Origin of the sequence: Paractinoplanes polyasparticus, assembly GCF_019710575.1 — a bacterium.
Classification (GTDB): domain Bacteria; phylum Actinomycetota; class Actinomycetes; order Mycobacteriales; family Micromonosporaceae; genus Actinoplanes; species Actinoplanes polyasparticus.
Genome location: NZ_JAHWFK010000007.1, coordinates 98,806 through 112,109 on the forward strand (window position 1 = coordinate 98,806; position 13,304 = coordinate 112,109).

At 72.6% G+C, this 13,304-nt stretch carries 11 protein-coding genes; 5 read left to right on the forward strand and 6 right to left on the reverse strand.

Translation table 11 applies throughout. The features are described from left to right. Positions 1–18 precede the first annotated feature (18 nt). Together KXC43_RS09845 and KXC43_RS09850 are read left to right on the forward strand one after the other, a co-directional pair. Entirely contained in the window at positions 19–3,888 is a 3,870-nt protein-coding gene (locus tag KXC43_RS09845) for an ATP-dependent helicase (protein WP_221375683.1), read from the forward strand. Further along, entirely contained in the window at positions 3,885–7,265 is a 3,381-nt protein-coding gene (locus tag KXC43_RS09850; protein WP_221375684.1) for an ATP-dependent helicase, read from the forward strand. The genes KXC43_RS09845 and KXC43_RS09850 overlap by 4 nt, the downstream gene beginning before the upstream one ends. Here KXC43_RS09850 and KXC43_RS09855 read toward each other — a convergent pair. Then, a complete protein-coding gene (locus KXC43_RS09855; protein ID WP_221375685.1) occupies positions 7,262–7,678 on the reverse strand; it encodes a pilus assembly protein CpaE in 417 nt (138 codons plus the stop codon). The genes KXC43_RS09850 and KXC43_RS09855 overlap by 4 nt on opposite strands. Positions 7,679–7,900: 222 nt before the next feature. Here KXC43_RS09855 and cspE point away from each other — a divergent pair, with 222 nt between their 5' ends. Beyond that, positions 7,901–8,104, forward strand: coding sequence for a transcription antiterminator/RNA stability regulator CspE (gene cspE / locus KXC43_RS09860; protein WP_015625344.1), 204 nt, complete (start codon positions 7,901–7,903; stop codon positions 8,102–8,104). Positions 8,105–8,199: 95 nt separating this feature from the next. Here the strand turns inward: cspE and KXC43_RS09865 are convergent, their stop codons facing one another. Then, complete coding sequence (locus KXC43_RS09865; RefSeq protein WP_221375686.1) at positions 8,200–8,913, reverse strand: lysophospholipid acyltransferase family protein; 714 nt, start codon at positions 8,911–8,913, stop codon at positions 8,200–8,202. Between the two features lie 118 nt (positions 8,914–9,031). Between KXC43_RS09865 and KXC43_RS09870 the strand changes: the two genes are divergently transcribed. Further along, positions 9,032–9,232, forward strand: coding sequence for a hypothetical protein (locus tag KXC43_RS09870; RefSeq protein WP_221375687.1), 201 nt, complete (start codon positions 9,032–9,034; stop codon positions 9,230–9,232). Positions 9,233–9,267: 35 nt separating this feature from the next. Beyond that, positions 9,268–10,158 carry a hypothetical protein gene (locus KXC43_RS09875; RefSeq protein WP_221375688.1) on the forward strand — a complete coding sequence of 297 codons (891 nt, stop codon included), beginning with the start codon at positions 9,268–9,270 and terminating at the stop codon, positions 10,156–10,158. Between the two features lie 49 nt (positions 10,159–10,207). On the opposite strand, the gene KXC43_RS09880 is transcribed toward KXC43_RS09875, so the two are convergent. From KXC43_RS09880 to KXC43_RS09895, 4 genes are read right to left on the reverse strand one after another with little or no spacing between them, the layout of a single operon-like run. After that, the gene (locus tag KXC43_RS09880) at positions 10,208–11,071 is read right to left on the reverse strand and encodes an ABC transporter permease (protein ID WP_221375689.1); all 864 of its coding nucleotides are present in this window, start codon (positions 11,069–11,071) and stop codon (positions 10,208–10,210) included. Then, on the reverse strand, positions 11,061–11,816 hold the full coding sequence (locus KXC43_RS09885; protein ID WP_221375690.1) for an ABC transporter ATP-binding protein: 756 nt from the start codon (positions 11,814–11,816) through the stop codon (positions 11,061–11,063). Before KXC43_RS09885 ends, KXC43_RS09880 begins: the two co-directional genes overlap by 11 nt. A 13-nt stretch (positions 11,817–11,829) precedes the next feature. Continuing rightward, on the reverse strand, positions 11,830–12,897 hold the full coding sequence (locus KXC43_RS09890) for an ABC transporter substrate-binding protein (protein ID WP_221375691.1): 1,068 nt from the start codon (positions 12,895–12,897) through the stop codon (positions 11,830–11,832). Then, positions 12,894–13,304 (reverse strand): RrF2 family transcriptional regulator, encoded by a 411-nt coding sequence (locus KXC43_RS09895; RefSeq protein ID WP_215796138.1) that lies wholly within the window; start codon positions 13,302–13,304, stop codon positions 12,894–12,896. The genes KXC43_RS09890 and KXC43_RS09895 overlap by 4 nt, the downstream gene beginning before the upstream one ends.

A 13,304-nucleotide genomic window follows, 5' to 3' on the forward strand; every position in this document is an offset into this window, starting at 1 on the left:
CGTGGTTTCCTTGTTGCCGTGAGCACGCCGGCCTCTTCCCCCGCCGCGGTGCGCCGCCCGGCGTACCGCCTGGTCCGGCGTCCCGCCGCAGTGCAGCCGGCGCTGCTCGACGACCCCCTCCAGAGCTACGCGGCCGGCCACGTCGACGGCCCGCTGCTGGTGGTCGGCGGCCCCGGCACGGGCAAGACCACCACGCTGGTCGAGTCGGTGGCCGCGCGCATCGCCGAGGGCGTCGACCCCGAGCGCATCCTCGTCCTCACGTTCGGCCGGCGTGGCGCCACGGCCCTGCGTGACCGTATCGAGGCGCGCATCGCGGCCGACCCGGGCCGCATCGTGCACGAGCCGCTGGTGCGCACCTTCCACGCGTACGCGTTCGGCCTGCTCAGGCGGGCCGCAGCCGACCGTGGTGAGCCGTCCCCGCGGCTGCTCACCGGCCCCGAGCAAGACCTCATCATCCGCGAGCTGCTCGAGGCCTCGGGCGAGGTCGACGCGCCCGACCCGATCGGCTGGCCGGCCGCGCTGCGCCCCGCGCTGCCCACCCGCGCCTTCGCCCAGCAGCTGCGCGACCTCATGCAGCGGGCCGCCGAGCGCGGCGTCGGCCCGGTCGAACTGGCCCGCCTGGGCGAGCGCCTGGGCCGCGACGACTGGCCCGCCGCCGCCCGCTTCCTGCGCGAGTACGTCGCCGTCCTGGCCCTGCGCGACGTCACCACCCGCGGCTCGTCGGCCTACGACCCGGCCGAACTGGTGCGCGCCGCCTCGGGCCTGCTGGCCGACAACGCCGACCTGCTCGAAGCCGAGCGCCGCCGCTTGGCCTACGTCTACGTCGACGAGCTGGCCGACACCGACCCGGCCCAGATCGACCTCCTCGCCCAGGTCGCCGGCGGCGGCAAGCCCCTGGTCGCGTTCGGCGACCCCGACTCCTCCATCTACGGCTTCCGCGGCGCCGACCCGGGCGCGGTCGCCGGCTTCCCCACCCGCTTCCGCACGGCGTCGGGCGCCCTGGCCGAGACGCTGACCCTCCACACCAACTACCGCGCCGAGCTACCGCTGCTCTCTGCCACCTCTCGGGTGTCCCGCCGCATGCGTGGCCCGATCCGGCACCGCCCGATGCATCCGCCGCCCCCGGTGCTGGGTCCCGAACCCCCACCCGCACCGGCCGCCGCGGGCTCACCCAAACCGGATACCCCCGCCCCGACCAGCGCCGCTCCCGCCCCGGCCAGCGCTGCTCCCGCCCCGGCTGGGGCCGGTCCTGCGTCGGCTGGGGCCGCCCCCGCGTCGGCTGGGGCCGCTTCCGTCTCGGCCGAGGCCACCGCCGGCTCGGCCGGCGCTGCGGCAGCGCCTGGCCTGCCCGCAGCAGATCCGGCTCAGAGGCGGAGTGAGCTGGGCGCTGAGACCGTCGTCCGGATCTTCCGGGCCGCTACCGCTGAGGCGGCCTACGTCGCTCATGCGCTGCGCGAGGCGCACCTGCTGCACGGCGTGCCGTGGTCGCGGATGGCGGTCATGCTGCGCAGCACGTCGTTGCAGCTGCCGTCGTTGCAGCGAGCGCTGGCCGCGGCCGGCGTGCCGACGGTGACGCACGCCGAAGACCTGCCGCTGCACCTCCAGCCGGCGGTGGCGCCCTTCCTGTTGCTGCTGCGGTGTGCGCTCGACCCCCAGGCGCTGAACGAAGAGACCGCTGTGGCGCTGCTGCACTCCTCGCTGGGCGGAGCTGACCCGCTGGCCGAGCGCCGCCTCCGGCAGGGGCTGCGGGCCTTGGCGCTGGCCGCGGGGGACAGGCGGCCCTCCGGCGAGCTGCTGGTCGACGCGGTGCGCGACCCAGCGGGCCTCGACATGGTCGAGCGGCGATGGGCCCAGCCGGCCCAGAATGTCGCCCGGTTGCTGGCCACCGCGCGCGAGGCCGCCGCAGCGCCGGGGGCCACCGCTGAGCAGGTGTTGTGGACGATCTGGCGGGCCAGCGGGCTCGCCGACCGGTGGTACGCGATGAGCACCCGCTCCGGGCCCGCCCCCGAGAACACTGATGTCGGCCGGGCCCGGCAGTGGCGTGCCGAGGCCGCCGACCGGGATCTCGACTCGATGGTCGTGCTGTTCGACGCCGCCGCCCGATTCGTCGACCGGCTGCCCGGCGCACGCGTCGAGGTGTTCCTCGACCACGTGCTCGCCCAGGACCTGCCGGCTGACTCGATCGCACCCAGCGCCGACCGGGGCGAGGCCGTGCGCCTGCTCACCGCCCATGCCGCCAAGGGCCTCGAGTGGGATGTGGTCGTGCTGGCCGGCGTGCAGGAGGGCATCTGGCCCGACCTGCGGCTGCGCGGCAGCCTGCTCGGCTCCGAGCGACTGGTCGACGTGCTGGCCGGCCGGGCCGCGTCGGGGCAGGCAGCCGTCGTGGGTGAGACGTCCGCCCTGCTCGACGAGGAGCGGCGGCTGTTCTACGTGGCCACCACCCGCGCCCGCCGCAAGCTCATCGTGACCGCGATCGCCTCGGCCGGCGTCGGCGGTTCCCAGGGCGAGGAACAGCCCAGCCGCTTCCTCACCGAACTCGGCATCCCGGACGACGACCCCGGCCCACCCCCACCCCCCGGGCCGCCCCCATCCGGCCCCGACCGGCCGGACACCGACCCCCGAGGCCCACACGACCCCGGCGCGGCCGGCAACGAAAACGCGGCAGGCAACGAAAACGCGGCAGGAGGCGAGGACGCGGCCGGCGGCGAGGGGACGGTCGTCGCCGAGGAGGACCTTCGCGCGGGAAGCCCCGGTGCTGCCGCCGCCGCTTCGCCGGCCACTGAAGCCGCGGGAATCCAGGGAGTGCTCGTCAGCGACGACCCCGCGGAGTGGCCGAGCGAGGAGCCGCCCGATGAGGACCCGGGCGAGGCCGAGCCGGTGGACGATCCGGCGGAGATTCCGGTCGGGCGGCCGCCGCGTGCTCTGACGCTGCCGGCCCTGGTGGCCGAACTCCGTACGGTCGTCGTCGGCGCCGACCAGACGCCGGAGCGACGGCATGCCGCCGCGGCGGAACTGGCCCGGCTGGCCGCAGCCGGAGTGCCGGGGGCCCACCCGGACGAGTGGTGGGGGCTGCGCCCACTGTCCGACGACCGGCCGCTGGTCGACGAGGGGGAAGCCGTCAAGGTCACGCCCTCGTCGATGGAGAGCGTGCTGCGCTGCAGCCTGCGCTGGCTGCTCGAACGGCACGGCGGCGCGGCCCCGGCCGGGCCCGCGCAGGGGGTCGGCAACCTGGTGCACGCGGCCGCCATGCTCGCCGAGGACGCCAACGCCGACCGCGAGAAGCTGGTCGAGTACGTCAGCGCGCGGTTCGACGCGATCGAGCTGGCCGCCCGCTGGCTGGCCGGCCCGGAACAGGACCGCGCCCAGGCCATGGTGGACAAACTGCTGCGCTGGCTCGCCGTCAACCCGCGGCGGCTGCTGGCGATCGAGCACGAGTTCAGCGTCCGGCTCGAAGACCCGTCCCGCCCGATCCAGCTCACCGGCCGGGTCGACCGCCTCGAGATCGACGAGGACGGCCGTCTGGTGGTCATCGACCTCAAGACCGGCAAGAGCACCGCAGTCGCCGCGGCCGAGGTCGAGGAGCACGCCCAGCTGGCCGGCTACCAGACCGCCGTCCAGGCCGGCGCGTTCGCCGACCACGGCGCCGAGAGCGGCGGGGCCGCGCTGGTGCAGCTCGGCCCGGGCAAGGACGCCCGCGAGCAGATGCAGCTGCCGCTGGCCGAGGCGGCCGACCCGCAATGGGCGTACGAGATGGTCCGTCGCACCGCCGACACGATGGCCGCCGCCACCTTCTCGGCCGTCGCCAACAGCCGTTGCCGGGTGTGCCCGGTACGCACCAGCTGCCCGGTCTCGGGCAAGGGACGTCAAGTCGTAGAGCAGGGCCAGTGACCCAACCGAGCCTCTTCGCCGACGAGTCGGCGACGCCTCGCCGCCGTGCCGATTCCGGGCCCCGCTACACCCCGGAGGAACTGGCCCGGCTGTTGCGCCTGCCCCGGCCGACCGCCGAGCAGTCCGAGATCATCTCCGCCCCGGTGGAGCCGCTGCTGGTCGTGGCCGGGGCCGGCTCGGGCAAGACCGAGACGATGGCGTCGCGGGTCGTGTGGCTGGTCGCCAACAGCTACGCCCACCCCGACGAGATCCTCGGTCTCACGTTCACCCGCAAGGCGGCCGGCGAGCTGGCCCACCGGGTGCGCACCCGGCTCGGCCAGCTGGTGCGCCGGCTCGGCCGGGACGACGCGTTCGCCGGCGAGGCCACCATCTCGACCTATCACTCGTACGCGGCCCGGGTCGTCACCGAACACGGGCTGCGCGCCGGCTACGAGCCGTCGGCCCGCCTGCTCACCGAGGCCGCCCGCTGGCAGATCGTCGACTCGCTGGTCCGCTCGTACACCGGCGAGATGACCGGCGTGAACCGCGCGCCGACCACGGTCACCGACGACGTGCTGGCGCTGGCCGGCGAGCTGGCCGAGCACCTCGTCACCCCGGACGAGCTGGCCGCCTGGACCGGCCGCTTCTTCGCCGACGTGCAGGAGCTGCCGGGCAAGGTCTACAAGGACGTGGCCGACGTGCTCGCCCGGCAACGGCAGCGGCTCACCCTGCTGCCCCTGGTGCGCCTGTACGAGCAGCGCAAACTCGACCTGGAGGCGATGGACTTCGGCGACCAGATGGCCCGGGCGGCGCTGGTGGCCCGCGACCATCCCGAGGTCGGCGAGATCGAGCGCGGCCGCTTCCGGATCGTGCTCCTCGACGAGTACCAGGACACCAGCCACGCCCAGGTGACCATGCTGAACGCGCTCTTCGGCGGCGGCCACCCGGTCACCGCGGTCGGCGACCCGTGCCAGTCGATCTACGGCTGGCGCGGAGCCTCGGCGGGCACCCTCGACCGCTTCCCGGAGGAGTTCGTCCGGCCCGGCGGGGAGGCGGCGCGGACGGGCAGCCTGACCCGCAGCTGGCGCAACCGGCCCGAGATCCTGCGGGTCGCCAACACGCTCTCCGCCCCGCTGCGTGCTTTCGGCGCCCGCGTCACCGAGCTGCGGGCGGCCGAAAGGGTCTCCGGCGCGGTCGGCGGCCGCACGGTGGCCTGCGCCCTGCTGCCCACCTTCGCCGACGAGGCCGCCTGGATCGGCGACTCGATGCTCACCGCGTGGCGGATCACGGCCGGAATGCCGGGCGCCACACCCGGCGAGATCCCGGTCGAGAAGCGCCCCACCAGCGCCGTCCTGGTTCGTGTACGCAGTCAGATCCCGGCCATTGAGGAGGCGCTGCGCGCCCGCGGCCTGCCGGTCGAGGTGGTCGGCCTGGGCGGTCTGCTCGACACCCCCGAGGTACGCGATGTGGTCTGCACGCTGCGGGTGCTGGCCGACCCGACCGACGGCGCGTCGCTGCTGCGCCTGCTGACCGGCGCCCGCTGGCGGATAGGCCCGCGTGACCTGGTGGCCCTGCACCGCCGCGCCCGTGGGCTGGCCGCGGCCCGGGCCGCCGTGGTGGCCGGCGTCGAGCCCGACGACATCGTCGCCGACCGGCTCGACGACGCCACCCTGGTCGAGGCGATGGCCGATCTGGGCGCCCCGCAGCAGTACTCGGCCGAGGGTTACGGGCGTCTGCATGCGTACAGCCGGGAACTCAGTGCCCTGCGGCAGCGCCTCGACCAGCCGCTGCCCGACCTGGTGGCCGACATCGAGCGGACGATCGGCCTGGACGTCGAGGTGGCCGTGCGGGGCTGGGCGGCCGGGGACGCCGGTCTGGCCCGGGGTCACCTGGACGCGCTGGCCGACACCGCGGCCCGCTACGGCGCCGAGACCGACGGAGGCACGCTGGCCGGCTTCCTGGCCTTCCTCACCGCGGCCGAGGAGGAGGAACGCGGCCTCGAACCGGGCCAGATCGACGTGGTCGAGGGCGCGGTCCAGATCCTCACCGCGCACGCCGCGAAGGGCCTGGAGTGGGACGTCGTCTCGGTCGCCGGTCTGAGCAAGGGCGTCTGGCCGGGCATCTCGCGCAACTCCGACCACTACCTGATGGGCATCGGCGTGCTGCCGTTCCCGCTGCGGGGCGACTCCGACGGCCTGCCCCGGCTCGACCTTTCGCAGGCGGCCGACCAGAAGGGCGTGCTCGCCGCGGTCAACGCGTTCGGCACGGCCTGGCGCGAGCACGACGAACGGGAGGAGCGCCGGCTGGCGTACGTCGCCGTGACCCGTCCCCGGCGTCTGCTGCTGGCCTCCGGTTACTGGTGGGGTGACGGCGTCAAGCGCCCACGGGGCCCGTCCGTCTTCCTGACCGAGATCCGCGCGGCCTGTGACGAGGGCGCCGGCGTGGTCGACGCGTGGACGCCTGAGCCGGCCCCCGGTGCGACCAACCCGGCGGCCGAGGTGGTGCCGTCCGCGCAGTGGCCGTTCGACCCGCTGGGTCTGCGCCGCCCGGCCATGGCCACCGCGGCCGACCTGATCCGCCGCATGATCGCCGCTCCCGACGCGGAGGCCGCCGAGGCCTTCGCCGAGCTGGCCGGGGCCGAGCCCGAGGTCGCCGAGCGCGCCGGACTGGCCGCCGAGCTGGTCGGCATCCCCGCCGGCCGCGATCCGGACATCGAGCGCTGGCGGCGCGAGGCCGCCCTGCTGCTGGCCGAACGGGACGAGCGGAGCCGCCGGGACGGCCCGATCGAGGTGGCGCTGCCCGCCCACCTGTCGGTCTCGCAGCTGGTGGTGCTGCGCCGCGACCCCCAGGCCCTGGCCCGTTCACTGCGCCGTCCGTTGCCCCATCGCCCGCTGCCGCATGCCCGAAGGGGCACGGCGTTCCATGCCTGGCTCGAGCAGCGGTTCGGCGCCGTCCGGCTGATCGACATCGACGAGCTGCCCGGCGCCGCCGACGACGACGCGGCCGACGACGCCGAGCTGCTCGCCCTGCAGGAGGCGTTCCTGGCCGGCGAGTGGGCCGACCGCACCCCGATCGAGGTCGAGGTGCCGTTCGCGACCACGATCGCCGGGGTGGTCGTGCGCGGGCGGATGGACGCGGTCTACGCCGACACGGCCAACCGCTACGACGTCATGGACTGGAAGACCGGCCGGCGGCCCGAGGGCGCCGACGCCGAGGCGGCCGCCGTGCAGCTGGCCGCCTACCGGCTCGCCTGGGCTTCGCTGGCCGGCGTGCCGCTCAACCGGGTGCGGGCGGGCTTCCATTACGTACGCGAGCAGGTGACCGTGCGGCCGGTCGACCTGCTCGACGCCGCGCAGCTGGCCGCGCTCATCGAGCGACTGCCCGAACGGGTGAACTAGACCTCGTCCGCGCCCGCCGCCGCGAGAAGGTGCAGCAGGGCCGCCGCGTACGCGCCCTCCGTCGTTCCGTCGGCGAAGGCGCGTTCCTCGCCGAGCAGGTCGATGGTCACCTCGTAGCCGGCCGGTCCGCGCCGCAGCGTCCGGAAGGTGCCGCCCAGCAACTCGCGCAGCTGGTCCTCCCGGGGCAACCAGACCGTCTCGTCGAGCTCCACGTCGTCCAGGGCCCACTCGGTGGTGCCGTTGAAGCCGATCACCCGGCCCTCCGGCATCGCATACACCTCGACCGTCATGTTGCTCAGCACGAACACCTCGTCGTCGAGGTCCCGGTCGGGGATGGCGAAACGGTCGCCGAGGGCCGGTTTCCAGGTCAGTCCGGCCTCTCTGAGCTGCTGAGCCAGTTGAACGCCGATCACCGGCGAACCTCCTTCGACGTGTTAAGCTCTGCCCGTTGTCAGTTTGGTTCCCAAGTACTCAGGAGCGCCTGTGGGGAAGTCTGCCCCAGGCGCTCTTTGTCGTAACCCGGATTCCTCCGGTACGGGCGATCAGTACGGCGACACGAGACTCACGAAGTGTGGGTCTTACTACCTCGTTCCGCCCATGTTGGGTCGGAGCGATCGACCGTCGAGGAGACGATCATGGTTACCGGCGTTGTGAAGTGGTTTAACGCGGACAAGGGCTTCGGGTTCATCACCCCGGACGACGGCGGCGCCGACGTCTTCGCCCACTTCTCCGCTATTCAGACCTCGGGCTACCGCAGCCTGGACGAGAACCAGCGGGTCGAGTTCGAGGTGACGCAGGGCCAGAAGGGCCCGCAGGCCGCGAACATCCGTCCGCTCTGAAGTAACTAGTCGGATCTGAAGTACCTGTCGGAAGCGCCGTACCCGTAAGGGTGCGGCGCTTCTGCGTCAGCGGCCGACGGGGACGCGGCCGTTTCTCAGACCGGGGCAGCCTCGGGCAGCGGTGCCGTGCCGCCCAGGTGGGCCGGCAGCCACCAGCGGTCGTCGGGGCCCGCGGGCTTGTTGGGATAGGCGCGCTGGGCCGCGTCGAGCAGGCCGCTCAGGCGTTCCTTGAGGATGGCCGTGAGGGCGTCGGGCGACGTGCCCTTGGGCATCTCGATGGCTTGGCCGATCTTGATGAGCACCGGCACGTGCCGCTTGGTCAGCTCCTTCTTGTGGCCCTTGGTCCAGAGCCGGTGGGGACCCCAGACGGCCATCGGGATCAGTGGCACCTTGGCCGTGCGGGCCAGCCGGACGGCACCCGACTTGAGCTCCTTGACCGTGAAGGACTCGCTGATCGTCGCCTCGGGGAAGACGCCGACCACCTCGCCCTTGCGCAACGCCTCGGTGGCGGCGCGGAAGGAGGCGGCGCCGGCGTCCCGGTCGACCGGGATGTGCCGCATGCCGCGCATCAGCGGGCCGCTGATCCGGTGGTCGAACACGGCCTTCTTCGCCATGAAGCGCACCAGGCGCTTGGCCGGCTGAGCACCGAGACCGCAGAAGATGAAGTCGAGGTAGCTCACGTGGTTGCTCGCGAGCACGGCCCCGCCAGTGGCCGGAATGTGCTCGGCGCCATCGATTTCGATCTTGAGGTCGAGCACCCGGAACATCGTCTTGGCGAGGGTGACGACCGGCGGATACACGAGTTCCATGGCAAGACGGTAGCCGAAGTCGCTGAACTTCTCCTGGGACGGTGCAACGTCCGGGCCGCTTGGCGCGTCTAAGAACTATCGGCCCTTTTCTCTCGGACGTGACTTTGGAGGTACCGGCATGCGCGGACCATCCGCCCGCCGGGAGTTCGGTTTTGTCTTCGCGGTTGCCGTCTTCGGCGTCGCGCTCGTGCTCGTGGTGGCCTTCGCGCCGTGGTACCCGGGGGTCGGCGCCCATCCGGCCGAGGTCAGTCCCTCGCTCTGGCAGCAGGTGAGTGCCCTGCTCAGCGGGGTTGTGGAGAACACCGCGCCCCTGCCGTGACGTGATCGCCACCATCGTGGTGTTCACTGGGTTTCATGTCCGAGCAGACCCCGGAACCGTTCTCCTGGCAGCAGGCGGGCGGCCGAATCGGCTCCGGGCTGGTCACGACCGCTCCCGGCGGTCCTCCGGTCAAGCCGCCGCCCCCGCCGGACCCGGCCGCCCCGCCGCCTGACGGGCCGCAGCGGCGCCGGCGGCAGATGCAGATCTTCGGTGGCATCGCCGGTGCGATCCTGGCCATCGGTCTGACCGTTGTGCTGATCCTCGTGTTCTCGTCCGAGGGCGACCCGTTCGGCTCGAAAGAGTCGGCGCCGACCGACGTGCGCCCGCCGCTGGCCCAGGCCTGCCCGGCGCCCACCGGCTCGCCGAGCGCGGGCCCGACCCGGACGCCCAGCGTTCCGCCGCCCCCGTCCGGCGCGCGCACGACCGACGACGAGGCCGGCATCTCGTACAAGGCCTACGGCGCGCCCTGGGTGCCCTGGACCGACGTGTGGCGGGCCGGGACGCTCGAGGTGCCCTACCGCAAGGGGCAGCACTTCGTCACCGAGCAGTACAGCGGGGGCAGCTATCACGCCTCGATCCTGTCGGCCGCGGTGCCGGCGGCCGACAACGACGCGGTGACGCTGAATCTCGAATGCGTGGGACGGCAGGTGGCCGCGGACGTGCGGGCCGAGTACTACCCGCAACCGAACACGATGGACCCGATCCGCGACGAGCTGACGAAGCTGGGCGGCCGACCGGCCTGGGTGAGCGAGTTCCGCCTGCGCTTCCAGGCGCCCGGGCTGACCGCCACCGAGGAGCTCTCCGCGGTGGCGGTCATCGACGTCGGCAAGACGACCGCGGCCGTCCTCTACATCTCGATCCCGGGCACCCACAAACAGTGGGACTACATCATCGACGAGGTACTCGCGTCTGTGCGCCCCATGTAGCGCCAGCTGAAGAGGCGCTCGCCCGCGGAGCGAAGCGGAGCCAGCTGGCTCAGCTACCCAGCAAACCCCAGCGCTTGCGCAGGGCGTTGTCGGCGGTGTTGAAGAGCACGTCGATCAGGATGCCGATGATCAGTACGACGATGATGTAGCAGATCACCAGGCTCGAGTCGCTCAGGTCGCGGGCCTGCTGCATGCGTACGCCGATCGAGAGAGCGCCCGGCACGATGACCAGCAGCTCGCCGGCCATCAGGCTGCGCCACGAGAACGCCCAGCCCTGCTTGAGGCCCGAGATGAACGAGGGCAGCGACGCCGGCAGGATCAGGTGCCGGTATTTCGCGAAGCCCCGCATGCCCAGCACCTGCCCGACCCGCAGCCAGGTGCGCGGCACGTAGTCGATGCCGCTGATCAGCCCGTTGGCCACCGAGGGGGCGGCGCCGAGCACGACCACGAACAGGATGGCGCTCTCGCTGAGCTGGAAGAGCAGGATGGCCAGCGGGAACCACATGATCGAGGGCATCGTCTGGAGGCCGGTGATCAGCGAGCCGATGGCCGCCCGCAGCGGCGCGAACTGGGACACCAGGGCGCCGATGATCGTGCCGATGACCACGGCCAGCAGGAAGCCGGTGAACGCGCGGGTCATCGTCACCCGTACGCCGTCCCAGAAATCGGCCGTCGTGATCACGTTGCCCAGGTCGGTGAAGACCGTGGCCGGCGAGGGCAGCACGTAGATCGGCTTCCACTCCGACCAGACCGCGGCCTGCCAGATCAGCAGCACGATCGCGATCGCCAGGAACTTGGGCCAGGCGCTCCGCCAGACGCGCTTGCCGAGGGCGCCCTTCTCGCGCTTGGGCTGCAGCTCGAGCGCGTCGAGGCCGGCGACCTCGGCGCTCTCGACCGCGGTGTCAGTGGGCATGACGGGCGACCTCCGCACGGAGACGGTCGGTGATCTCGGCCGCCTGGCCGGACACCTCGGGGGAGTCGATGCGGCGCGGGCGGGCATGCGTGATCGCATAGTCCTCGATCACCCGGCCCGGGCGGCTGCTGAGCAGGATCACCCGGTCGCCCAGCCGTACCGCCTCCCGCACGTTGTGCGTGACGAACAGGACGGTCAGCTGCTGCTCGCGCCAGATCCGCTCGAGCTCGTCGTGCAGGATGTCGCGGGTCATCGCGTCGAGCGCGCCGAACGGCTCGTCCATCAGCAGGATGTCGGCGTCCTGGGCGAGCGCGCGGGCCAGGGCCACGCGCTGGCGCATGCCGCCGGAGAGCTCGTGCGGCCGCTTGTCGGCGAAGCCGGTGAGCCGCACGATGCCGAGCAGGTCCTCGGCCCGTTGCCGGCGCTCGGACCGGGACACGCCCTGGAGCCGCAGCGGCAGCTCGACGTTGCCCCGGACCGAGAGCCACGGGAAGAGCGCGGCCTCCTGGAACATCAGCGACACCTTGCGGCCGCCCGTGTCGAGCGTGCCGCCGGTGATCCCGTCCAGCCCGGCCACCAGCGAGAGCAGCGTGCTCTTGCCGCAGCCGGACGCGCCCAGCAGGCAGACGAACTCGCCCGGGGCGACCGTGAGCGAGACCCGGTCGAGGGCCAGCAGATCGCCGTAGCTCTTGGAGACGTTCTCCAGCCGTACGACCGATCCGGTCTTCTGTTGCAGGAGGCTCATGAGCTCAGGCCCTTCAGGCGGCCGAGTCGCTGACCTCGGGCTTGCCCGCGGCCTTGAGCAGCTCGTTGAGCGGCCCGAGGTCGTAGATGCCCTTGAGGTCGACCGGCTTGAGCAGGCCGACATCCTCGGCGTGCTTCGCGCTGGTGAACAGCGACGAGGCGACCGGGTCGGCGGTGAAGGTGAGGTTCTTGAACGACGACTTGAGCACTTCGTCCTTGAGCGGCTTGCCGCTGAGCGCCTCGAGCTGGGCGTTGGCCGCGGTCTGGGCCTCGGCGTTGTTCTTCTCGATGTAGTCGAGCGACTCGAGGTGGCCCTGCAGGAGCTTCTTGACCGTGGCCGGGTACTTCTTGAGGAACTCCTGGGTGACGATCAGGTGGGTGGTGACGAAGAGCCCGCTCGGCCACAGGTCCTTCTCGTTGACCAGCACCTTGCCCTTCGACTCGAGGATCAGCCGGCTGAAGTTGGGCTCGGGAACCCAGGCGCCGTCGATTGCGCCCTGGGCGAAGGCCTGCAGCGCGGTCGCGTTGTCCTGCGGCAGCACCGACACGTCGCCGCCGCCCTGCTGGTCGGCGTTGAGGCCGTTCTCCTTGAGCCAGGCCCGCAGCGCGACGTCCTGCGTGTTGCCCAGCTGCGGCGTGGCGATCTTCTTGCCCTTGAGGTCGGCCGGGGAGTTGATGCCCTCCTTGACCACCAGGCCGGCGCCGCCCGAGGTGCTGCCCGCGATGATCTTCAGGCCGGTGCCCTTGGACTGGGCCCAGCCGTTGATGGCCGGGTTCGGGCCGATGTACGTGGCGTCGATCGCGCCCGAGAACAGCGCCTCGATCGCGGCCGGGCCGGCATTGAAGGTCTTGGTCTCGAGCCTGGTGCCGCCCAGCGCGGTCTGGAAGAAGTTCTTGTTGACCCCGATCAGGGCCGGGGTGTGGGTGATGTTCGGGAAGTAGCCGAGCCGGAGGGCCGGAGCCTCGGCGCCGGCGCCGCCGCTCGACCCGCCCTCGTCGTCGCCACCGCACGCGGCCAGCAGCGATGCGGACAGCAGGGCGGTGGCGGCAACGGCGAGCGCACGTATGGTGCGGGAGTTCATGCGGACTCCTTGATGGTGGAGAGTTCAGCCAGGGTTTTGTGGTCGACGACGCCCTCGATGGCTTCCTCGACCGCGACCCACACGTCGTGCAGCCCGAAGGCGGCGCCGTGGTAGGTCGCATGGGTGGTGGGCAGCCCGCGGACGGTGGCGAGGGCGCCCCCGACGGCGCGGACGACGTCGCCCACGGTGATCTCTTCGGCCGGGCGGGCCAGGGCGTACCCGCCGTCGACGCCGCGGTGGCTGTGCAGCAGGCCGGCGCGGCGCAGGTCGAGCAGGATGCCCTGCAGGAAGCTGAGCGGTATTTCCTGGGCGGCGGCCAGGGTCGCCGCCTTGACCAGCCGGGGGTGTTCCGCCGTCACCGAGAGCATGGCCCTCACGGCGTAGTCGGTGCGTGCTGAGACGTACAC